The following is a 24,181-nucleotide window of genomic DNA, read 5'->3' as shown; positions in this document are numbered from 1 at the left end:
TAGTATAGTTTTTTTAGAAAGAAAAAAAGAAATCCTTTATAACAAGCAGATAAACATTTATATCTATTTATTATAAAGAATTTCTATAAATTTAGTTTTCTTTAAAAATTAGAACGAAGTAGTAATTGTATATTTAAACTTATCTCCTCTAATTATTCTTTCAGTAAACATAACAGGAATTTCATCTTCAAAAGTAGTTCTCTCTATTTTTATAACTGGCTGAAATTTCATTAAATTCAAATATCTTGTTATTTCATCATCAGGAGTAATAGGATAAAAAGTTTCCTCTCCTTTAGAAAACTTTACAGAAAATCTATTTTTCAATATGTTGCAAAGAGATGAATTGCTTAATTCATCTATAGAAAAGAAGTCAAATTTTTCTGTAGACAGATATGCTTTTTCAAAAATAAGAGGAATAGAATCTACAAGTCTTAAACGAGTAATTCTGTGAACATTACTGTTTTCTTTTATCTTCAAAGCTTTCGATATATATTTATCAGCAGGAATTATTTCAAAAGATAAAACTTTAGAAACAGCTTCCTTTCCAAGTTTTTTCATTTCTTCTGTAAAATCATAAAATTTGTATAGATCAGGTTTTAATTGCTTTTGGGCTACAAAAGTTCCTTTTCCATGTTTTTTATAGATATAACCCATTTTTTCCAACTGAAAAATAGCCTGTCTTACAGTATCACGGCTTAAATTAAATTTATCGCATAGATCTCTTTCAGAAGGAATTTTTTCATGCTCCTTAAATTTGTCACATTCTATTTCTGAAAGTAAAAAGTTCATCAATTGCCCATATAATGGCATCTTATTGTTTTTATCAAAATCACACATAAATTCTCCTTCCCCTTGAATTTGAAATTATTTATAATAGTAGCATTATATAATATCTCTAAAATAAAATAAAAACAATAGTTTGGACTTAAAAAGTCTCTTTTAGGACTTGAAGTGTCATAAAAGAGACTTTTAATGTAAAACATTATTTTTTTAGAACTCTTAAAGTTTTTTCAATAGCTTTTAAAGTATAGTCAAGTCTGTAAAAACGAGCATTTTCACCCATATGTCCTATTCTAAGGACTTTGTTGCTTAAGTAAGAATAAGAATCAGCAATCATTACTTCAAAATTATGCAGAAGATAATCAGAAACTTCCTTACAGTTATATCCTTCTGGAAGACAGAAAGCAGTCACTGTTGGAGAGTATCCATTTTTCAGATAAAGGTCAACTCCCATATCCATAAGTCTTGTTCTTACATATTCAGCAGCAGTATAGTGTCTTTCTCTGACTTTTTCTACTCCTTCTTTATAAATATTATCAATAGCAACGTCAAACGCCATTAGATCACTGGCAGGCATTGTATAAGGGAAAAGCTGTTCTTTTACAGAATTTTTCCATAGAGATAAATTACAATAGAAAGAAGCAATTGGAGTTTTTCTATTTTCAATAGCTTCCCATGCATCATTGCTTACTGTCATAATTGTAATTCCAGAAGGAGCAGAGAAAACTTTTTGAGAACCTCCAAGGGCAATATCAATTCCCCATTCATCTACTTCTAATTGTACTCCACCTACAGCAGCAACACTATCAACTACTGTCATAATTCCTTCAGATTTTAAGATTTTGCAAATAACTTCCACATTGTTGAGTACTCCAGATGGAGTATCACAATGAACCATAGTAGCATATTTAAAATCTTTGTTTTTTTCAAGGAATATTCTTAATTTGTCAATATCAAGAGCTTTTTTTACATCAGTTTCAAAAAGAGTGACTTCTCCACCATAAGTTTCTACAAGTCCTTTAAATCCCTCTCCAAAAATACCATTTGATATAACTAAAACTTTATCTCCAGGCTCAGTAAGTGAAGCACATGCAGTATCTAACCCCAGCATACCTTCCCCATTCATTATTATAGTTTGAGCTTTTTTAGCACCAAATAATTTTCCAGTTTTTTTACATAGTTCTTCATAAAAAGCGAAAAAATTAGGGTCTAGATCAGGATTTCCAAAAAAGCTGCATCTAGCTTTCAACACATTTTCTCTTACCATTGTAGGTCCAGGAGTCATCATAAGATAATTAGCTTTATACAATCAATCCACCTCCAAAAAATTAAAACCTCTTTATTTCTTTAATTATATCACAAATTAAATATTTTTTAAGAATTTTTTAGGTTTTTTCTGGCAACAGACAGCATAAGTTTTATCCTATTTAATTGATTAACTTCAGAATAAGCAGGGTCATAATCTATAGGAGCTATATTGACATTAGAATATTCTGATCTCAACTTCTTAATCATACCTTTTCCTGTTATATGATTTGGAAGACATCCAAAAGGTTGAACACAAACTATATTAGGAACATCTTTTTCAATGAATTCTATCATTTCTCCCATAAGAAACCATCCTTCTCCAGATTGATTTCCTATTGAGATATATTGAGAAGTTTTTTTAGCAAGGTCTTGAATAGAATCTTCATGACCAAATCTAGGATTCTTTTGTAAAGCATTATTTAATACTTTTGTATACTGGTCTATTACCCAAAGGGCAGCTTTAAGTTTCATTGCTGCAATTTTACCTTTGAATCTTTCTGTAATAAATATATCACTATATATACAATATTTTACAAAGCTCATAAGACTTGAAGTATATACTTCTCCACCTTCAGCTTCAATGAAGTCAGCTAAATTATTATTGGCAAAAGGACTGAACTTAACAAGAATTTCTCCAACTATTCCTACTTTTATTTTCTTTTCATCAGAGACTTCAATCTTAGAAAAATCTTCTACTATTGCATTTATATTACTTTTAAATTGAGAAAATTTACCATTTGCTATGTTTTCTTTAACTTTTTCATTCCATTTTTCATATAATTCCAAAGCACTTCCTTTGATTTTTTCATAAGGACGTACATGATAGAGAAGCTTCATAAGAATATCTCCATATGATACAGCTATCAGACATTTATGAGCAAAAGGAAGAGTGATAGAGAAACCTTCCTGTTTTTCAAAACCGCTTGCATTTAAAGATAAAATTGGTATTTTTTCAAAGCCGCTGTCTCTAATAGCTTTTTTCAAAAATCCAACATAGTTGGTAGCACGACAGCTTCCACCAGTTTGAGAGATCATAACAGCAGTTTTATCAAGGTCGTATTTTCCTGATTTAAGTGCTGCAATAAGTTCTCCAATAACTAATATAGATGGATAGCAGGCATCATTGTTGACATATTGAAGTCCACAATCTAATGCTTCCTGTGTCTCTTCTAAAACTTCAAGATTATATCCTTCAGCTTTGAAAGCAGTTTTCAATAATTTAAAGTGCATAGGTGCCATTTGTGGAGCTAAAATAGTGTATTCTTTTTTCATTTTCTTTGTAAATTGGGCTTTTTTGTATTCTATTTTCTTTTTAAGAGAAGATCTAAGAGCATTTTTCTTGTAATCAAGAGCAGCTAAAAGACTTCTTATTCTTATTTTTACAGAACCAAGATTGCTTATTTCATCTATTTTCAGAAGAGTATGAACTTTTCCGTGATTAGCTAAAATTTCTTCTACCTGATCAGTAGTTACAGCATCTATACCACAGCTGAAACTATTTAATTCAATAAGTTCAAGACAGCTGCTTTTTCCAACATAGGCAGCAGCTCTGTACAATCTTGAATGATATGTCCACTGATCTATTACTCTAAGCTCTTCATCTAAAGAAGCGAGACTGGCAACAGCATCTCCTGTAAGAACAGCTATTCCAAATGAATTTATTATATTTGGGATACCATGATGAATCTCTTTATCACAATGGTAAGGTCTTCCACAAAGAACTACTCCAGTTTTTCCAGTTCTTTCTAAATCAGCAATTATTTCAAGAGCTTTGTTTCTCATATCTTTTCTGAAATTATATTTTTCTTCCCATGCTGCATCTACAGCCATTTTAGCTTCGGATTTTGTTATTCCAAATCTTTCAAATTCTTCAAATACAGTTTTGTAAAGTACTTCCTTACTTTCAAATGAGAAGAAAGGTAATATCAAATCAATATGTTTTTCTTTTAAGATATCCATGTTGTTATTAATAACTTCTGGATAAGACATAACAATTGGACAGTTAAACTGATTAGAAGATTTTATATCCTCTTTTTCCTCAAATATAACACAAGGATAGAATATTCTTTTTACCCCTTTTTCTATAAGATCTACAATATGTCCATGAACAAGTTTTGCAGGATAGCATATAGAATCAGAAGATATTGTGTCTATTCCTTTTTCGTATAATTTTTTAGATGAGTCATCAGATATAATTACCCTAAATCCAAGATGAGTCAATAATGTAAACCAGAATGGATATGAATCGTAAAAATTCAATACTCTAGGAACACCAATTTCTCCTCTTGTAGCTTTTGAAGGCTCTAAAGGTGTGTAATTAAATAATCTGTTGTACTTATAATCAAACATATTAGGAGCTGTATTTTTCTTCATTTTTCCAAGTGGATTGTCGCATCTGTTACCAGAGATGAAAGTTTCTCCATTTTTGAACTTATGAATAGTCAGCAGACAATGATTATTACAAAGTTTACATCTAGTAAGATTTGTAGTACAGTTGAAATTATTAAGCTCATCAAGAGTCATAATAGTTGAACTTTCTTCAGCTTGCTCCATGGCTATAAGGGCAGCTCCAAAAGCTCCCATAAGTCCAGCAACATTAGGTCTGATTACATTTCTTTCTGAAACTAATTCAAAAGCTCTTAGTACAGAATTGTTAAGGAAAGTTCCACCTTGTACAACTATATTTTTACCTAATTCATCTTTATTTTTTATTTTTATAACTTTAAAAAGAGTATTTTTTACAACAGAATAAGAAAGTCCAGCAGAGATATCTGAGACTTCTACTCCATCTTTTTGAGCCTGTTTAACTTTTGAGTTCATAAATACAGTACATCTGGTACCAAGGTCAGCAGGAGATTTAGATTCCATTCCCAATCTTGAAAATTCTAAAATATCCATTCCAAGTGAATGAGCAAATGTTTCAAGGAATGATCCACACCCTGAAGAACAAGCTTCATTTAAAAGAATGGAAGTTATAATACCATCCTGTATTTTCAGACATTTCATGTCCTGTCCACCAATATCAAGTATAAAATCAACATTTGGCTGGAAGAATTGAGATCCTTTGTAATGAGCCATAGTTTCAACTATACCAATATCAACTCTCAGTGCTGCTTTAATAAGGCTTTCTCCATATCCAGTAACACATGAACCTTTGATAATAACTTTTTCAGACATCTTTGAATACAAATTCTTAAGTGTAGCAATAATATTATCAAGTGGATTTCCTTTATTATGAGAATAGTGAGAGAATAATATCTCTTTTTCTTCTGAAATAAGAACCACTTTAATAGTAGTAGAACCTGCATCTATTCCTAAATAAGCATTTCCTTCATAAGTACTTAAATCTCTTGTTTCTATTTTTTCTTTTTCATGTCTTTCAAGAAATTCATTAAGTGCATCTTCGTTTTCAAATAATGGCTGCAACCTTGAAGTATCAGAAGTATCTTTTTCATTAAGACGTTCTATTTTTGTTTTAAGTTCATCATATGAAAATACAGATTCATTTTCTTTAGCAAGGAAAGCAGCTCCCTGAGCAACAAAAAGCTGTGAATTTTCAGGGAAAACGACATCTTCAGGAGTAAGTTTCAAAGTGTCGATAAATCTATTTCTAAGCTCACTTAAAAAGAAAAGAGGCCCTCCTAAAAAAGCTACTTTTCCAGTTATTTTTTTACCACAGGCAAGACCTGTTATAGTTTGGTTGACTACAGCCTGAAGTACAGATACAGCTATATTTTCTTTTTTTACCCCTTCATTGATAAGAGGCTGTATGTCAGTTTTTGCAAATACTCCACATCTTGCAGCAATAGGATAGATAGAATCGAATCCCTTAGCAAGTTCATTAAGACCTGAAGCATCTGTATCTAAAAGAGTAGCTATTTGATCAATGAATGCTCCTGTACCACCAGCACAGCTTCCATTCATTCTTTGATCCATATCATTTTTAAGGAAAGTTATTTTTGCATCTTCTCCACCTAATTCTATAGCTACATCAGTTTCTGGTATAAGTGTTTCGATAGATTTGATACAGGCAATAACTTCTTGAACAAAATCTATTCCAATCCATGAAGATATTCCCATTCCACTGGAACCAGTGATACTTATTCTGTATCTTATATCTTCACCAAAATTACTTTTAATATGTTCTAAAAATTCATCAAACATTTTCTTTGTTGTTTCTCTAACATTTGAAAGGTGTCTTTGATAAATTGAGTAAATAATATTATCCTTTTCATCAAGACAGACTATTTTTATAGTAGTAGAACCAACATCCATTCCTATATGAAATTCTCTCATAAATTAATCTCCTTATTATTGTTTCATTTAAATATAATGTGATTTTTATGAGAGATTGTTAAATCAAAAGAATTCGGGAACCATACCGTTCAAGGATTGTATAAAATGTTAAACTATCTTTTTGTGGATAAATAACAGTATTTATGCAAGGCTCTTCTGTAACAATCTCTGTCATTTCTAAAAATGCAGGTATAGGATTTTTTAAATTTGTCCTGTCTGCAAGTTCTATTTTGTCTATTTTTATGAAGCTATATTCTCGACTGCTCTCTATTTTACCTAAAAGAAGAATGTTTTGAGGTAAATCTTTAAAGGCAGAATGCTTTTCCTGAATATCAAAATTAGAAGTAAAAAACATAAACATAAATGAAATTATAAAATAAAATAATCTCACTGTCATATTTGCCTCCTTTGTAAACCTAAAAATTATAAAGTTTCTACATCAGAGTGAACTTTATAAATAATATCTTTCCGTTCTATGATTATTTCTGTATTTTTTTTGAGATAATCAGATTCCCTTATACTGTTTAGAAGTTCAAGGCTGGGATTAATAGCTCTTGGGTGTCCGACACTGAGAAGCATACTGTAATCTCCATGAGTATCTCCATAAGCATAACTTTTCATCAAATCAATGCCATATTTCTGGCAGAACATATGTATAGATTTCATTTTATTTTCTGAATCCCACATAGGTGAAATTTTTCCAGAAAGAACTCCATCTTTTATATGGTATACAGAACCGCAGAAATCATCAGCTTTCCATTTTTTAGCCATTCTAGACACTAAAAAATCAGGACTTCCAGAGATGAAAATAACTTTATGTCCCTGTTCCTTATGCCATTTTATCATTCTTCTAGTATAAGAATAAACTCTGTTTCCTTTTAACTCGACTACCTGATCTGCTACAAAATCATTATATTTTGTAGAGAGCCCTTTTATAGCATCAACATAAGTTTGAGTAAGTCCAAGGAGATATTTATCATAGTCTCCAACTCTCTCATCCCAAAGCTTGAAAGCTTCTTTTACTCTTGTGTCATATTCTCTAAAATCCAGCAATTCATATTTTATAAGTTTCTTAAAATGCTCAGTCAGAAGAGAATTTCTATAAATTGTCCCATCAATGTCAAAAAATGCTGCAATCATATATATCATCCCCTCATTTTTTATATGAAATTAATTCTCCATGTTAAGAAATTATAGTTCAAAAATGAAAAAAAGTCAATTTTTCTCATTGTTTATTGACTAAAATATGGTAAAATTAACATAATAGTATTTTTTACAAAAAAGGTGTGTGAAATATGAAAAAAATAAAACTAGTTTTTATATATTTTCTGTTAGCAATGACAATTTTTGCTCAAGAGGGATATATAGCATCTTTTAATACACTAAGGCTGGGGAAAAGTCAGAAAGACTATATATTGACAGCACAGGCACTTGAGATGTTTGATATAGCAGGGCTTATAGAAGTAATGGATGCAGAAGGTGTAGAAAAACTTATCAATGCTCTGGAGAAGGTGTCAGGAGAAAAATGGGATTATCACATTTCTCCATATCCAGTAGGAAAAAATAGCTATAAGGAATATTTTGCTTATGTGTGGAAAAAAGATAAAGTAGAATTTTTAAAAGAAAGAGGATTCTATAAAGATACAGAAGAAAAATTTGCAAGACCTCCATATGGAGCAGATTTTAAAATAGGAGAGTTTGATTTTACATTTGTTCTTGTACATTCAGTATTTGGAAAAAATGAAAGTGCAAGGAGAGCGGAAGCTTTTAAAATGAATGAAGTATACGATTATTTTCAAAATCTGGATTTGAAAGAAAATGATGTTATTATTGCTGGAGATTTTAATTTATCTGGATTTGATGAATCATTTGAGAAATTGCTTTCCCATCCTGATAAAATAATATATGCTTTAAGCCCAGTTATTAAAACAACACTGGGAAAGAAAAGCTTGGCAAGTTCTTATGATAATATGTTTCTCTCTACAATATATACTAAAGAATTTACAGGGAAAAGTGGAGCCTTGGATTTTACTCAGGGACAATATAGACTTATGAAAGATAAAATATCAGATCATCTTCCTATATTCATAGTAGTAAAAATATCAGAGGATGATGACTAAAACATAGAGGTAACGATGAAAACAGCATATGTATTTTTTAATGGACAGCTTGAAGGGAGCAGAGAATTTTATATAAAATTATTGGCTAAAGAAAAAGGAGACATTTATTGTGCTGATGGTGGAGCTAACCATTTAGAGACTTTAGGGATTTTACCCTTAGAAATATGGGGAGATCTTGATTCTGTAACAAAGGAAATCATAGAGAAATATCGTAATAATAAAGTAACAATAAAAAAATTTCCTAAGGATAAAGATTATACAGATGGTGAGTTGATATTACAGCATATTTCCAAGATGGATTATGATAAGATTACTATAATTGGAGGACTGGGAGGAAGAATAGATCATTTATTGACTAACCTGAATCTCATATTTAAATTTAAGAATCTTATGTTTGTGACAGAAAAAGAAAAAATATTTTCTATTGAGAAAAAAGCTGAATTAACAGAATTAAATGGAAAAACTATTTCTTTTGTTCCTTTCTCTGAAAAAGTTGAAGGGCTTACATTAGAAGGATTCAAGTATCCATTGAATAAATATACACTCCATCAGGGGGATTCCATCTGTATGAGCAATGTAGCTGTAGAAGACAGGTGCAGAGTAACTTTTGATACAGGGAAATTGATGGGGATAGTATTAAATGGATAAATTACTGTAGGAGGGGGAGCATATGTTAAAGGTATGGATAGTTATAGGGATATCATTATTAATAATTGCAGCATATGTCGGAATTCTTTTGGCGAGTTCAACAAAAGAATCAGATGATAAATATGTTGTGGGAATATTAAAAACAGGATATAAGGTATTTGAATACTTCAATAGAAAGAAAAATAATTTAGGTGTATATTTCTCTTATGCTATTCTATGGGTAGGATATATGGTCTTGAATGGAAGAAAACCTAAACTGAAAAAAGATACAATGAAGTAAACTATTGACAGAAGCACATTATTGTAGTATAATTTTTCGAGAATTTAATATCAGGAGGATAAAATGCTGAAAGAAGGAATGAGCTTAACACTTGAAAAAATAGTAAATGAAAATGAAACAGCAGCTAAGATCGCATCTGGAGCTTTAAATGTTTTTGCAACACCAATACTTATAGCATTTATGGAAAATGCCTCATTTGAACTGGTACAGAAAGAACTTCCAGCAGGAGAAACAACAGTAGGAATATCAGTAGATATAAAGCATTTGAAAGCTAATCTTGTAGGAGATAAAATTAAATGTGTATCTGTTCTTGAAAAAATTGATGGTAAAAAACTTGATTTCTCTGTAAAAGTGTATCATGGAGATACTCTAGTTGGAGAAGGAAAGCATGGAAGATTTATAGTAAACGAAGAGAAATTTTTAAGTAAATTAAAAGGGTAGTCCCAGTACTATCCTTTTTTTAAGGAGTAAATAAATTTTAATAATATATTTTAAAAGGGGGAAAAATGGATAATAGCATGGAAAAAATAGGAAGCAAGACAAAGCTTCTGTTAGGGGCACAACACGTGCTTGCAATGTTTGGAGCAACAGTTTTAGTTCCTTTTTTAACTGGATTGAATCCTTCTATCGCACTTATAGCAGCAGGAGCAGGAACACTGATATTTCACTTTTGTACTAAGAGGATAGTACCAGTATTTTTGGGATCTTCTTTTGCGTTTATAGGAGCTTTATCTCTTGTATTGAAAGATGAAGGGATAGGAGCTGTAAAAGGCGGAGTTATAGCAGCAGGATTTATTTATCTGTTAATGGCTTACTTGGTAAAAGTTTTTGGTGTAGAAAAGATTAAATCTTTTTTCCCGCCAGTAGTAACAGGACCAATTATAATGGTAATAGGGCTTAGAATGAGTCCAGTAGCTTTGAGCATGGCAGGATATGCAAATGGTAAGTTTGATCCTAAAAGCTTGATAATTGCTTTGGTAGTTATTATTTCTATGATAAGTATTACAATAATGAAAAAATCATTTTTTAGACTAGTTCCAATTTTAATATCTGTAACATTGGGATATGTGGTGGCTATGTTTATGGGGCTTGTAAGCTTTGAGCCTATTGCAAAAGCAAATTGGATAGGCCTTTCAGCAGAAGCTGCAAATGATCTTTTTACACTTCCTCACTTTTCTGTAAGTGCAGTACTTGCAATAGCTCCTATAGCTTTAGTAGTTTTTATTGAGCATATTGGAGATATTACAACAAATGGTGCTGTTGTAGGAAAAGATTTCTTTAAAAATCCCGGAATACACAGAACACTTATGGGAGATGGAGTTGCTACAATAGTGGCAGGACTTTTAGGTGGACCTGCAAATACTACTTATGGAGAAAATACAGGAGTTCTAGCAGTAACTAAAGTTTATGATCCATCAATTTTGAGAATAGCAGCTTGTTATGCTATTGTTTTAGGACTTCTAGGTAAATTTGGGGTTATCCTTCAAACTATACCTGCTCCAGTAATGGGAGGGGTTTCAATAATATTGTTTGGAATGATTTCATCAGTAGGAGCAAGAACATTAGTAGATGCAGGATTGGATTTTTCTAACTCAAGAAATCTTATCATAGCATCATTAATATTTGTATTTGGAATAGCAGTAGATAATATTGTTATCTGGAAAACAGTTTCTCTTTCTGGACTTGCACTTGCAGCTCTTGCAGGAGTAGTTTTAAATAAGGTTCTTCCTTTAGATAGAGAAGTAGCAATAAATAAAAAAATAGATTAATTTGAAAATCCATTGATCATGCAAAATTTATGATTGATGGATTTTTTATTTTCCAAGGGAAAAGATACCAATGGAAATTAAGTTAAGAAATAAAGATATAAATAGAAGAGAAAAATAAAAATGAAAAAAATCTTTGTTTAGGTTGGAAAAATAAATATAAAGTGGTATAATTAGAGCAATGGAGAAGCTAAAGGAAAAAAGAAGTTGTGAATTGCTGAATATTGACTAGTAACTTGATAAGTTTTTAAATTAAGTGGTGCTGAAAAGATAAAAGCAGTAGATAAATTGACTAGTAACTTGATAAGTTTTTAAATCAAATGCTGCTCTTCCCCATCTGTTAGCTAATACAAAATTGACTAGTAACTTGATAAGTTTTTAAATACAGGTTTATTTAATGGTATTTTATAAATTTTAAGATTGACTAGTAACTTATAAGTTTTTTAAAAAGAAAAGAAGGTTGAAATATACCTTCTTTTTTATTTTTTGAATATTAATTAAAAAGTTTTTAAATCTTCTTTTCATTTCCTCTTTATTCAAAGTTTTCCAGGTCGAATATTAACTTATAAGTTTTTAAATGTATTCTTTAAATATATTTTTTTGATTGAATAAATAAATTTTTAATAATGTTCTCATTATTTTTTTATAATTTTCAACATAATTATCACATTTTTTTAACATACAAAAATATTAAATTTAATGTATGTTAATTTAATTGTCGAATTTACACGAATAAATATTTTGTTTTAAGAATGTTTTAGAAAAAATAAATGTCATTAAAAAAAGAATTTTAAAAAGAAAAATAAAGATTAGTTATAAATTATAATACTTAAAATTTTTTAAAATAAAAAATCACAGATATTAAAAACATCTTTGGATAATGCAGCAATAGAAAGTATATATGAATAGTCATGGATAAATTTCTTTGGGGAAAAATACTCCTGTGATAACAATTAGGAGGGATAAAAATATAAATATTATTTAGTAGAAAGCATAATTGCTGTTGATGTAAAGTATACATGATATTTCAAGGGTACTTTAATGGAGAATTTTATTTTTTATTTTAATATAATTAGGAGAACTAAATGAAGAAAAGAATATTCTGGGGACAGCTGATTGCAGCTCTTCTATATATAGGAAACACAACATTTTCTCAAACGATTTGGACAGATGCAGATTTTACTACACCTAAGGGGCATACTTGGGTAAATTCAGGAAATTGGGATTATGGTGGAGATGTCCATATTCAAAATGTAAATGAAGTAATATTTGAATCAAATATGTCTGGAAAACCTGGCACGGGCGTGTTAAGTATAGAAACAGGAGGGAAACTTACAGCTGATGGAATGGTAATTGTAAATCAACTAGGACCTACTACTGGTGATGCAGTATTAGTAACTGATGGAGGAAAGGCATATTTTAATGGAGGACTTACTGCTAATATAATGAATAGTAATAATGATTATTATGCTATTGGAGTTATTAGAGGGAACTCACAGCTTCATGTTAAGGGAGATACTAATATCAATGCCAATTTCGAAAAGGGGTATGGGTTATATCTAGGAGAAGGAACTACTAACAGCTTTAGCAAAAATGACAGTGGAAATGGCAGCGTAAATATATATGCTGGAAAAATAGGAATTTATAGTCTGGGAAATACAGATTTTAATCAAGATGTAAATATTTCTCTTAATTCCAATGGGGCAACAGGAATAATTTCCAATACAACTAATACTTTATCTACTACAAACTTTAATGGATTTGTTACTGTAGAAAATAATTCTATCAGTGACAATACTTCTACTGCTTATGGAGTAGCTGTATCTAATGCTAATGGAATCCTTAATTTAAATGCTGGTGGAAAAATAGTATTTGGAGATAATTACACTAATGGAAATGAAATAGGAATATATGCTAATAAAGGAATTATAAATATAACAGGTGATTTGACTGTTCAAAGTAATTCTGGAGGAATACAGGCTGTTTTCTATACTACAAATGGCGGGAGAATAACTGCTGTAGATTCTGTTATGGATTTAAAGGGAAATATGTATGCTAATAATAGTTCTGAAATAACAGTAGCAATGAATAGCGGCTCTCTTTGGGAAGGAGCTTCTTATATAGGAAATGGGAGTACTGTTGATATTAAAATGACTGGAAGTAAATGGAAAATGACAGAAGATTCAACAGTGACTAATCTGGATATTCTATCTGGAACAACAGTTTATCTTAATGCTGCTCCTGATTACAGTAATTTTATTGGAAGAACTCTCACAATAACTGAAAATTATCATGGGAATGGTGGTACAATAGTTTTTAATACTCAGCTTGAAGATGATAATTCTGTTACTGATAAAATGATAGTAGAAGGAGATACTTCTGGAACAACAAAGGTTAGAGTTAATAATATGGGTGGACAAGGAGCTCATACAGAAAATGGAATCGAACTTATTTCAATTCTTGGAATTTCAGATGGTGAGTTTGTAAAAGATGGAAGAATTGTAGCAGGAGCTTATGAATATTTTTTAAATCGTGGTGATGGAATTACTACAGACAGTAATAACTGGTATTTGACAAGTACTATTCCTTCTATTATTCCACCACCAGTTACACCACCAGATACAGAAGATCCGATAGATCCTGAAATTTTAGATCCACCATTAGGACCAGAATTGCCTAATGTAATTGAACCTATTTATCGTCCTGAATCTGGAAGTTATCTTGCAAATGCAAGAGCGGTAAATTCTCTATTTGTTCACACTCTTCATGATCGTTTAGGTGAAACGCAGTATACAGATGCTCTTAAGAATGGAGAGCAGGTATCTAGTATCTGGGTGAGAAATGTTGGAGGATATGGGACATTTAGAGATGGTTCAAATCAATTGAAAACAAGAAATAAAAAGAATGTAATTCAGGTAGGAGGAGATATAGCAGACTGGAGCAGTAATGAAAATAATCGTTACCATTTGGGAATCATGGCAGGGTATGGCTTTAATCATAGTAAGACTGAATCAAATAAAACTTCTTATACTTCTAAAGGAGAAACAGAAGGATTTAATTTAGGAGTCTATGGAACATATTATGCTAATGAAAATGACAAGTCTGGATTTTATGCTGATACATGGCTGACATACAGCTGGTTTGATAATGAAGTTCGTGGAGATGAATTAGAAAAAGAAAAATATAAGTCACAAGGAATTACAGCTTCATTAGAAAGTGGATACAGCTTTAAAATAAAAAGCGATGACTCTGATAGAAAGACATATTATATACAGCCAAAAGCCCAAATTATATACATGGGTGTTGATACTGATGATCATACTGAAGCAAATGGAACTAAAGTTGAAACTAAAGGTGATGGAAATATTCAAACTCGTATAGGAGCAAGGGTATATGTAAATCATTTCAATCCTGCTGACAGAGATAACAGCAAAGAAATTCAACCTTTTGTTGAAGCAAACTGGATTCATAACAGTAAAGATGTAAATGTATCTATGGATGATATAAATAATAAGATAAAAGGAACAAAAGATATTGGAGAAGTAAAAGTAGGGACAGAAGTAAAATTAAATCCTAGTTTTAATGTCTGGGGAAATGTCTCTCATCAATGGGGCGGAAGTGGATATAGAGATACAAAAGTTACTATAGGTATAAAATATAGTTTTTAGATTTTTAGGTTTTGCGAAATAATTTCTGTAAATTAAAAATAATAACAGCTTTCTATGATAAAGTAAATATTTCATAGGAGGCTGTTTTAATGTGTAGAAGAAAATAGAAGAAATCTTAATTATATTTAAAATTGTATTTACAATAAAAATTTAGAACATCTTAGTAACTTTATGTTATTTTATAATTGAAATTATAGAAACAGCAGAGTAATAACTAAAAAAGCATGGTTATTTTAACCATGCTTTATACTATATATTTTCATATTCTATATTAGTGTTGAAAGAATAGATGCTTTAGAAACTATTCCCATAAGTTCTCCATCATCAATAACTGCAATAGGGAACTTAGTATTTACAGCAATAGGAAGTATATCATTTATTAGTGTATCAGAAGATGTAGTTGGGATTTCTCCAATTATATAATCAGAAAGGAATCCATTTTCATTTCTGCATTTAAGTGCACTATCAATAGTTATTATTCCTAAAAATTTCATGTGGTTGTCTATAACATAAGCACTTGAAACTCTGTTGCTTTTCATTTCACGAATAGCAATACCTGCTCCTTCTTTTAAACGAATAATACAAGAAGGATTAAACATTATCTGTTTTACACTTATAACTTTAGTTTTATCAGCACTATCAATGAATTGACGAACATAATCGTCAGCAGGATTAGCAGACATATTTTCAGGTGTATCCAGCTGAATAAGTCTTGAATCTTTCATGATAGCAACCTTATCACCAAGTTTAAAAGCTTCATTTATATCATGAGTAATAAATATTATTGTCTTCTTCAATTTTTTTTGTATTGAAAGCAGCTCAAACTGCATATCACTACGAACTAATGGGTCAAGAGCCGAGAAGGGCTCATCCATGAGAAGTATTTCAGGATCATTAGCTAAAGCTCTGGCAATTCCAACTCTCTGCTTCATTCCACCAGAAAGGCTGTTGATGCTTTCGTGCTCCAGACCTTCAAGTCCTACCATTTTTAATACTTCCATAGCCTTTTTTTCTCTTTCTTCTTTTGAAATACCTTTGATTTCAAGTCCATACTCAATATTGCTGATAACGTCTCTGTGAGACATCAATCCGAAATTTTGGAAAACCATAGAAATTTTATTTCTTCTAAAATCTATAAGCTCTTTTTGAGAAAATTTACTGATTTCTTTACCATCAAATAATATATTACCTGATGTAGGGTTATGAAGTCTGTTAAGGCAACGAATAACTGTAGATTTTCCTGAACCAGACAGTCCAATAATAACAAAGATTTCTCCTTGTTTTACATCAAAAGACATATCCCAAATAGCAGAAGTAACCCCTGTTTTTTTGAAAACTTCACTTTTCTCTGCTCCAGCTTTAAGCATTTTTACAGCTTCATTTTTATTAAGTCCATAAAGTTTTGTTAAATTTTTTACACTTAAAATATATTTTTCATCATGTGCATCATTCTCTATATTTTTGCTCATTATTTTTTCTTCACCTCGCTTCTATTGATCCATGCCTGAGTGATACGGTCCATTAAGATAGCTACTATTACAACAGCAGTACCTGCAACAAGACCACGGCCTATCTCAATACGGTTTACTCCTATAAGGACTTCCATACCCAGACCGCTGGCACCAATCATTGAACATGTAACAACCATAGCCATAGCCATCATCAATGTCTGGTTGACACCAGTCATGATAGTGGGAAGAGCCTGAGGTATCTGTACTTTCCATAGGGCTTGAAATTTTGTAGAACCAAATGCTCTTGCAGCTTCAACTACTTCCTTATCTACCTGTCTGATACCATGACTTGTAAGTCTGATAACAGGAACTATAGCATATATTGTAGTAGCAATAACTGCTGGAGCTTTTCCCAGTCCAAAGAAAAGAACTGCTGGAATAAGATAAACAAATACAGGCATTGTCTGCATTGTATCAAGTATAGGTCTTACAAAACTATTTATTCTTTCATTGCCAGAAATAAGGATACCTATTGGGAATCCAAGCAGAAGAGAAATAAATACAGCAGCAAGAACAATAGAAAGAGTATCATTCATTAAATCCCAAAGTCCGATTACTCCTATGAAAAAAAGCATGCAGCTGTAAAGTATTCCATTTCTTAATTTACCTGTAAGCTTCCATCCAGCAAAAAATACAAGAAGAACAAGCACCCACCAAGGAATAAAATTAAGTATGGTCAGTATACCACCTATCAATCCATTTAAAATGTTTTTTATAACGTTAAAAAATCCACTAAATTGAATACTAAAGTTTTTAACAGTTCTATCAATAAGAGCAACATCAATATTCAATTTAAAGGGGAAATTAAAAATCCAATCCATAATATCCTCCTGTTTATTAATTTAAAGCTTTTCTTACAGCTGCTGCTTTATCAGCATCCAGCCATTGATCTATTAAGTTATCATTATTTTTTAGAAGCCATTTAGCAGTAGCATTGTAGTTATCTCCAGTTTCCTGCATATGTGCCAGAGCTTCAGATGTCAATTTACTTGAAGTATGATATTTGCTAAGAAAAGCAGCAATTTCAGGAGCTTTTTCTTTAAACTTGTTGCTTGCACCAATAGTTACTTTTACAGATGGACAAGCTGTTTTTCCTTCAAAGTATTTTTCAGCATCATATGGCTCATCTTCTAATAAAACGAAATCATATTTACCTAACAGCCAAGTTGGTTCCCAATAGTAACCTACGATTGGTTCTTTTTTCTCATATGCAGCTGTAAAAGCAGCAGATAATGCAGCATCTGAACCTGGTCTGAAATATACGAAATCTTTATTCAATTCATAAGCTTCATATTTTTTATACATGATATTGTCTATTTCCCAACCTGGAATAGCACCATAAATACGCCCTTTTTCAGGATTTTCACTGTCTTTGAAAAGTTCTTTGTATTTAGGCAGATCTTTTACAGATTTAAGATCAGGAGCCATAGTTTCTATCACATATTTAGGAACATATATTCCCTGTCTGTTATCATCAAAGTTAGTACCTAATTCCTGAAAAAGTCCAGCTTTTAGATCTGGATAGTAACTAGGAATATTGTCAGTCCATTCTTCCATATGTACATCTATCTCACCACTTTTAATTGCTTCGTGTAGAATAGGTGTAGAACCAGGAACTTCACTCCATGTATATCCAAATGCATTTTCTATGATAAAACCTGCAACAGCATTGTGAACTTTATTACTGTCCCACCCTGCGTCAGCGAAACGTACTTCTTTTTTATCATTTCCTCCACAGCCTAAAAATGCCAGAGTAAGAAAACCAGTAATAATAAAAGTAAATATTTTTTTCTTCATATAAAACCTCCTCTTAATGAATCAAAATTTATGTTAATATATTATTCGACTGCAAACAAAAAATTCTTTTTTTTAAAGTAACAACTTTATTTTATAACTAAGTTGTTACTTTTGTCAAGATTTTTTTCTAAAAGTATGCTATAATGAAAGAGTGCAAAATTAGTGATACTGGGGGTAAGGACTATAAAAAAGATATTTGTAATTGGATTTTTAGCTGCACTCATAGGTGCAAAGTTTTATTTTCAAAATGAAGGAAAAGGGAAAGAAAATCATAATAAAGAAGATATAAAAATAGAAAAACAAGAAGAAGTGAAAGGAGAAAAAATGGAAAAGAAGATTTTAAAAAGAGAGGATATAGATAAAAAATATAAATGGAATTTAGAGGAATATTATCCAAGCTGGGAGGTATGGGATAGAGAACTTGCTCAAACAAGAGAACTAATGAAAAAAGTTCCAGAATATAAAGGAAAAATAAAATATAGCTCTGAGAAATTTACAGAAATGATTCAGCTTGAAGAAAAAATTGGAAGAACAATAGAAAAACTGTATATATATCCATATATGCTGAAGGATATCAATTCTAAAGATGAAACAGCATCAGTGAAATTGCAGGAGATAATGTCTATTCTTACAGAATATTCAGTAGCAACTTCTTGGATGACTCCTGAAATATTGGAGATCCCACAAGAGACAATGGAAAAATGGATTGAAAAAAATCCTGTTTTAAAAGAGCATAAATTTAGTTTGATGGAAATATACAGACTGCAAGGACATGTACTTGATGAAGGAAAAGAAAAACTTTTATCTTATTATGGGCAATATATGGGAGCTCCAGATGATATATATGGAGAACTTTCTATTTCAGATATGAAATGGAATGAGGTAGAACTTTCTGATGGGTATAAAGGACCAGTAACAAATGGAATATATTCAAAAGTTTTAGCTACTAATAGAAATCAGGAAGATAGAAAGAAAGCTTTTGAAGCTCTGTATGGATCATATGATGCAAATAAAAATACATATGCAGCAATATATAGATCTCTTCTTCAAAGAGATGCAGCTTCATCAAAAGCAAGAAATTATAAATCTACATTGGATAAAGCTCTTGAGCCTAAAAATGTACCATCAGAAGTATTTGAAACACTTTTAAAATCAGCAATAGATAATAATGCACCACTTCAAAGATATGTAAAACTTAGACAAAAAGCTTTAGGTTTAGAGGGATACCATTATTATGACAACAGTATAAATATTGTTGACTATAATAAAGAGTTTTCATATGATACAGCAAGAGAGATGGTTCTAAATTCAGTAGCTCCATTAGGACAAGACTACAGCGAAAAAATGAATAAAGCTCTCAGCGAAGGTTGGATAGATGTATATGAAACTGAGAATAAGAGAAGTGGAGCTTATTCTATTGGAATTTATGATGTTCACCCATATATGCTTTTAAATTATCAATCTACTATGGATGATGTATTTACACTAGCACATGAGCTTGGACATACAATGCATACAATACTTTCTAATGAAAATCAACCATATGCTTCTTCTAATTATACAATATTTGTAGCTGAGGTAGCTTCTACATTTAATGAAAGACTTATGCTTGATTATATGATAAAAAATAGTGAAGATCCAAAAGAAAAAATAGCATTACTGGAGCAGGCTTTGGGAAATATAGTAGGTACTTTCTATATTCAGACTTTATTTGCTAACTATGAATATCAGGCTCATAAATTAGTAGAAGAAGGAAAAGCAGTAACACCAGATGTATTAAGTGGAATAATGGATAATCTGTTTAAACAATATTTTGGAGAAACTCTTACTATGGATGAACTTCAAAAAATAGTTTGGGCAAGAATACCACATTTCTATAATTCACCATATTATGTATATCAATATGCAACAAGTTTTGCATCATCAGCAAATCTCTATGACAGAATAACTAATGAAAAATATGGAATGGAAGAGAGAGGAGCAGCAACTTCTGCATATCTTGAACTATTAAAATCAGGTGGAAACGATCATCCAATGAATCAGCTGAAAAAAGCTGGGGTAGATTTGGAAAAAGAGGAGAGCTTCCATGCAGTAGCAAAAGAATTTGATAGACTGCTGGATCAACTGGAATCTGAGCTTGAAAAATTAGAAAACAACAAGTAAAATTTAGGAATAAAACAGGAAGCAGAATAGGAAATAAAAGTTATAATATTTGATGTTGATATTAAAAATGGCATTAATATCTCAATTAAATAAGAATCTGCTCCATAGAAGAAATATGAATAATAAAAAAGAGTGTCTCAAAGATTAGATATAAATCCTGTTTAAGAGGCACTCTTTTATTTTATTTATTCCTGAATAAAGCTATTAACCATCATTCCAACAGCTACTAAAATTATCCCAACTATTCCTAGTGTGGTAGGAATAGTATCATGAAAAACAAGAACTCCTCCTAAAAGAGTGAATATAAGCTCTCCAACCTGTGTAGATTCTACAACAGCAAGTTTGTGAGTATCACCCTTAACCATATCAGTAGCTTTGAAAAACATTATTGTGGCAATAACTCCAGATGAGACAGCAACAATAAAAGATTGAATAAGCTGATTATGGCCTGGAGGTCCTGTCTGCACAAAACCAAATATTACAATGATTATCCAGAATGGAATACTGCATAATGTCATTCCAAATACCCTTTGAAGAGTATTTAATCTGCTGCTGCATAATTCCATCATTTTACGGTTTCCCAGTGGATAAGAAAATGCTGCAAAAAGAACAGGAACAACTACAAAAAGACTATCAATGATAGATATTTTTTTAGCTTCTTCAGAAAGCATAAGAAATATACCAGTCAAAATAACAAGAGAAACAAGCAGAAACTTTTTTGGAATATGGCTTCTTATTTTTTCCCCGTCAACTATTGTGTAAAAAAATGGAGACATAAGAGCACCAGCAATAATAGTCAGCTGCCATGTTCCTGCTACCAGCCATGAAGCTCCATATGCTGAAGCAAAACTTAAAGGAGCATAAAAGAATCCAAAACCTACAGTGCTCCATATAAACCATGAAACAGGATTTTTTTTGATATCTTCAATAACTGGGGATAATTGTTTTTTTGTTGCTACTATACAAAATAAAATAGGAAGCATAAAGAGATATCTTAAAGATGAACTCCAATACCAGTTTCCTCCTCCAATATTCATCTGTCTATTGAGAACAAATGTAAAGGAAAAGAAAAAAGATGCTCCAATACCAAATAAAAGTGCTTTTTTCATTTTTTCTCCCATTAAAAATCTATTTTAGAATAAGCTCAATTTTGTCTATTCTATTTTCTTTAATACTCTTTATTTTAAATATAGTATTATTTATTTTTATTTCTTTGTCAAGATAAGAATTATCAGGAATTTCTCCTAAAGTGTCTATCAAATACCCTGAGATTGTATTGTGGTTTTTAGAAACAATATCAATATTCAGGATATCTATAAGTTCATCAACAGGATAAAGTCCATCAACTAAATAAATATGATTATCTATCTTTTCAAGTTTAGGTTCATTATCATCATATTCATCATCAATATTTCCCATTACTTCTTCCACAAGATCTTCCATGGTTACTATTCCAGAGAAGCCTCCATATTCATCTATAAGTATGGCGATATATTTTTTAGATTTCTGCATTTCTTTAAACAGTGTATCTATATTTTTACTTTCAGGGACAAGGTAAGGTTTACGAAGTATAGAACGAATGTCTACATTTTCAAAGCCTTTATTTCTAGCTTCTAAAATAAGATCTTTTATATAAAGAACACCTATGATATTATCTATATCTCCTTCAAATACAGGTATTCTGGAATGCTTTGTTTCTAATAATTCATCTAAATACTCACCAATAGAAGCATCAATGTCAATAGAGTAAACATCTGTTCGTGGAATCATTATTTCTGAAGCCAATATATCATCAAATTCAAATATAGAATTTATCATTTCTTTTTCAGTTTCATTAAATACACCATTTGCTTGACCAGCTTCCACCATGGATTTTATTTCCTCTTTTGAAATATTTTCTTCGAGATTTTCAGCTTTCATTCCTAGAACTTGAAGAACAAGACCAGTAGAAAAAGACAGAAGCTTAATAAAAGGTGAAGTAAGTCTTGAAATAAACAGAACAGGTTTTACAGTAAATAAACTGATTGCCTCAGCCTTTTGCAATGCAATACGTTTAGGCACAAGCTCACCAAAAACCAGAGTAAAAAATGATAGAACAACAGTAACTATGATAATTGCAATGGTTTCTCCATAGGGTATTCCTAACTTTGTCATAAGAATATCTAAAGGAGCAGAGAAACTGGTAGCAGCAGAAGCACTTGCTAAGAATCCAGAAAGAGTAATAGCTACTTGTATAGTTGATAAAAATTTTGTAGGTTCTTTTAAAAGTTCCTGAAGAAGCTGAGCATTTTTATTTCCATTTTCAGCAAGCATTTTGATTTTGTTTTTATTCACAGAAACTGTAGCCATTTCTGCACCAGCAAAAAAAGCATTTGCAATAGTTAAAATTAAAAGAAATAATAATTGTGATATGACATTGGTCGTACCGGGTGTTTCGTCCATAAAAAAATCCTCCTAAAATAATTGATTTAAATTAAGAGGATTTTATCAAATTTAATAATAAAAGTCAAAGTATATTTATGAAATTTTATTTAAAAATATAATCAGCTTTTTTTAGGATTTCCACTGCTTTATCAAATTTATCAGCTTTTAAAAGGATATAATCTGTATTATATGTAGAAACAGCAAATATACTTATTTCGTTTTCAGCAAGAATACCAGATATCTTAGCAAGAATACCAACTAATGAAAAGTCTAAAACTCCTTCTATTCTAAATCCTTTCCATCCATTGTCACATTCAATATATTCCTGTGGGACATATTTTTCAGAACACACTAATGAAATTTCCTCATCAGTTTTTCCAATAAAAACAAATTCATCTTCAAAGTTTACATCTTTAAGATTCTTTATTTTGCAGATAGAAAAGTCAGTAGATAAAATTCTTAAATTCATAAAACCTCCTTATAGAAAAAATAAAGCAATACCAATAACAGAAACAAAAGCACCAGCTATCTCTCTAATCTTAACTTTTTCCTTAAAAACAATTATAGATATTGGAATTACTATAATTGGACTAATAGATGAAAAAGTTGAAGCAACTCCTGCATTTATTAAATTAAAGGCAGAAATCAGAAAAGTAATACCAACAGTAGCAGTAACAGTTCCAAGCAGAATAAGTCCTAAAAGTTTTTTGTCAGTAAAAGAGATAAATATTTTTCCCCATTTCTTTTTAAATGTAAGATAAAACAGAAATACCCCCATAGCACAAATCATTCTGATCTGTGTAGATGAACTTGGATCATATCCCTTTGCTCCTATCTTTGTAAAAATATTACCAAGAGCTTCTAAGATAACTGCGGTTGTAATAAAGGCTATTCCTTTAGGAGAGAGCTTCTTATCCTCTGGATTTTCACTTTTGGGTTTTAAGACTACCATAAGGACTCCAGAGCATGTGATAAACATAGCTATTGTCTGAACAAGTGTAAGAGATTCACCAAGAAATAAAAATCCAAATAAACCTACAATAAGAGAAGTCATAGTCATAAAGAGCATACATATTCTTGCTCCTATGAGAATATAAGATTCATAGAGAAACATATCTCCAAGAAACAATCCAATTATTCCAGAAATACTCAGGAAAGTCCAGTTGTGCAATGTGGAATCAGTAGGGAAAAATACTCCTCTTGAGAGGAATGTAGCTGACCCCAACATAATTATTCCCATAATAAGTCTGATTACATTAACTGTTATACTGTCAGCTTTTTTAGAAGCTGCTTCAAAAAATATAGAGCTGAATGTCCAACCAAAAGCCGTTATTAAAGCATAGAGTTCCCCAAGATAATTCATTTTTTCCTCCTATTTTTTTATTTGTTAAGATACATTATAATATATTTTTTTTAAAAT

General features: G+C 30.9%; 19 protein-coding genes. 7 read left to right on the top strand and 12 right to left on the bottom strand.

The genetic code is table 11. From position 1 onward, the window contains the following. Positions 1 to 108: 108 nt before the first annotated feature. The 5 genes from C4N20_RS01075 to C4N20_RS01055 form a co-directional block, all read right to left on the bottom strand. Positions 109 to 837, bottom strand: coding sequence for a GntR family transcriptional regulator (locus C4N20_RS01075; protein WP_005981769.1), 729 nt, complete (start codon positions 835 to 837; stop codon positions 109 to 111). Positions 838 to 982: 145 nt separating this feature from the next. Beyond that, positions 983 to 2,089 (bottom strand): pyridoxal-phosphate-dependent aminotransferase family protein, encoded by a 1,107-nt coding sequence (locus tag C4N20_RS01070; protein WP_005981771.1) that lies wholly within the window; start codon positions 2,087 to 2,089, stop codon positions 983 to 985. A 65-nt stretch (positions 2,090 to 2,154) separates the two neighbouring features. After that, positions 2,155 to 6,384: a 2-hydroxyacyl-CoA dehydratase gene (locus C4N20_RS01065; RefSeq protein ID WP_005981773.1), complete on the bottom strand. Its 4,230-nt coding sequence runs from the start codon at positions 6,382 to 6,384 to the stop codon at positions 2,155 to 2,157. A 58-nt stretch (positions 6,385 to 6,442) separates the two neighbouring features. After that, entirely contained in the window at positions 6,443 to 6,781 is a 339-nt protein-coding gene (locus C4N20_RS01060) for a hypothetical protein (protein ID WP_005981775.1), read from the bottom strand. A 26-nt stretch (positions 6,782 to 6,807) separates the two neighbouring features. Beyond that, a complete protein-coding gene (locus C4N20_RS01055; RefSeq protein ID WP_005981777.1) occupies positions 6,808 to 7,524 on the bottom strand; it encodes an HAD family hydrolase in 717 nt (238 codons plus the stop codon). 155 nt (positions 7,525 to 7,679) lie between these two features. Between C4N20_RS01055 and C4N20_RS01050 the strand changes: the two genes are divergently transcribed. The 6 genes from C4N20_RS01050 to C4N20_RS01025 all read left to right on the top strand — a co-directional run bounded on the left by C4N20_RS01050 (position 7,680) and on the right by C4N20_RS01025 (position 14,866). After that, a complete protein-coding gene (locus tag C4N20_RS01050; protein ID WP_005981779.1) occupies positions 7,680 to 8,504 on the top strand; it encodes an endonuclease/exonuclease/phosphatase family protein in 825 nt (274 codons plus the stop codon). 15 nt (positions 8,505 to 8,519) lie between these two features. Next, on the top strand, positions 8,520 to 9,152 hold the full coding sequence (locus C4N20_RS01045; RefSeq protein ID WP_005981781.1) for a thiamine diphosphokinase: 633 nt from the start codon (positions 8,520 to 8,522) through the stop codon (positions 9,150 to 9,152). A 22-nt stretch (positions 9,153 to 9,174) separates the two neighbouring features. Beyond that, entirely contained in the window at positions 9,175 to 9,432 is a 258-nt protein-coding gene (locus C4N20_RS01040) for a hypothetical protein (RefSeq protein WP_005981783.1), read from the top strand. 63 nt (positions 9,433 to 9,495) lie between these two features. After that, positions 9,496 to 9,873: a thioesterase family protein gene (locus C4N20_RS01035; protein WP_005981785.1), complete on the top strand. Its 378-nt coding sequence runs from the start codon at positions 9,496 to 9,498 to the stop codon at positions 9,871 to 9,873. A 77-nt stretch (positions 9,874 to 9,950) separates the two neighbouring features. Next, positions 9,951 to 11,201 (top strand): uracil-xanthine permease family protein, encoded by a 1,251-nt coding sequence (locus C4N20_RS01030; protein WP_035959974.1) that lies wholly within the window; start codon positions 9,951 to 9,953, stop codon positions 11,199 to 11,201. A 1,082-nt stretch (positions 11,202 to 12,283) separates the two neighbouring features. Next, complete coding sequence (locus C4N20_RS01025; protein ID WP_005981789.1) at positions 12,284 to 14,866, top strand: autotransporter outer membrane beta-barrel domain-containing protein; 2,583 nt, start codon at positions 12,284 to 12,286, stop codon at positions 14,864 to 14,866. A 266-nt stretch (positions 14,867 to 15,132) separates the two neighbouring features. Here C4N20_RS01025 and C4N20_RS01020 read toward each other — a convergent pair whose 3' ends face one another. From C4N20_RS01020 to C4N20_RS01010, 3 genes are read right to left on the bottom strand one after another with little or no spacing between them, the layout of a single operon-like run. Next, positions 15,133 to 16,335, bottom strand: a complete 1,203-nt coding sequence (locus C4N20_RS01020; protein WP_005981791.1) for a quaternary amine ABC transporter ATP-binding protein — start codon at positions 16,333 to 16,335, stop codon at positions 15,133 to 15,135. Then, positions 16,335 to 17,198 carry an ABC transporter permease gene (locus C4N20_RS01015; RefSeq protein ID WP_005981793.1) on the bottom strand — a complete coding sequence of 288 codons (864 nt, stop codon included), beginning with the start codon at positions 17,196 to 17,198 and terminating at the stop codon, positions 16,335 to 16,337. The genes C4N20_RS01020 and C4N20_RS01015 overlap by 1 nt, the downstream gene beginning before the upstream one ends. A gap of 16 nt (positions 17,199 to 17,214) precedes the next feature. Beyond that, entirely contained in the window at positions 17,215 to 18,174 is a 960-nt protein-coding gene (locus C4N20_RS01010; RefSeq protein WP_005981795.1) for an ABC transporter substrate-binding protein, read from the bottom strand. A gap of 336 nt (positions 18,175 to 18,510) precedes the next feature. On the opposite strand from C4N20_RS01010, the gene pepF reads away from it, so the two are divergent. Next, entirely contained in the window at positions 18,511 to 20,337 is a 1,827-nt protein-coding gene (gene pepF, locus C4N20_RS01005; protein ID WP_147385051.1) for an oligoendopeptidase F, read from the top strand. A gap of 185 nt (positions 20,338 to 20,522) precedes the next feature. On the opposite strand, the gene C4N20_RS01000 is transcribed toward pepF, so the two are convergent. The 4 genes from C4N20_RS01000 to C4N20_RS00985 form a co-directional block, all read right to left on the bottom strand. Further along, positions 20,523 to 21,446, bottom strand: coding sequence for a DMT family transporter (locus C4N20_RS01000; protein WP_005981799.1), 924 nt, complete (start codon positions 21,444 to 21,446; stop codon positions 20,523 to 20,525). Positions 21,447 to 21,465: 19 nt separating this feature from the next. Further along, a complete protein-coding gene (locus C4N20_RS00995) occupies positions 21,466 to 22,779 on the bottom strand; it encodes a hemolysin family protein (protein ID WP_005981801.1) in 1,314 nt (437 codons plus the stop codon). A gap of 85 nt (positions 22,780 to 22,864) precedes the next feature. After that, the gene (locus C4N20_RS00990; protein ID WP_005981803.1) at positions 22,865 to 23,230 is read right to left on the bottom strand and encodes an ACT domain-containing protein; all 366 of its coding nucleotides are present in this window, start codon (positions 23,228 to 23,230) and stop codon (positions 22,865 to 22,867) included. A 9-nt stretch (positions 23,231 to 23,239) separates the two neighbouring features. Then, positions 23,240 to 24,124, bottom strand: coding sequence for a DMT family transporter (locus tag C4N20_RS00985; RefSeq protein ID WP_005981814.1), 885 nt, complete (start codon positions 24,122 to 24,124; stop codon positions 23,240 to 23,242). Between the last annotated feature and the right edge of the window lie 57 nt (positions 24,125 to 24,181).

Source organism: Fusobacterium ulcerans (assembly GCF_003019675.1).
GTDB lineage: Bacteria > Fusobacteriota > Fusobacteriia > Fusobacteriales > Fusobacteriaceae > Fusobacterium_A > Fusobacterium_A ulcerans.
Note: the sequence above shows the minus strand (reverse complement) of the source record. Positions and strands in the feature narration are given on the sequence as shown.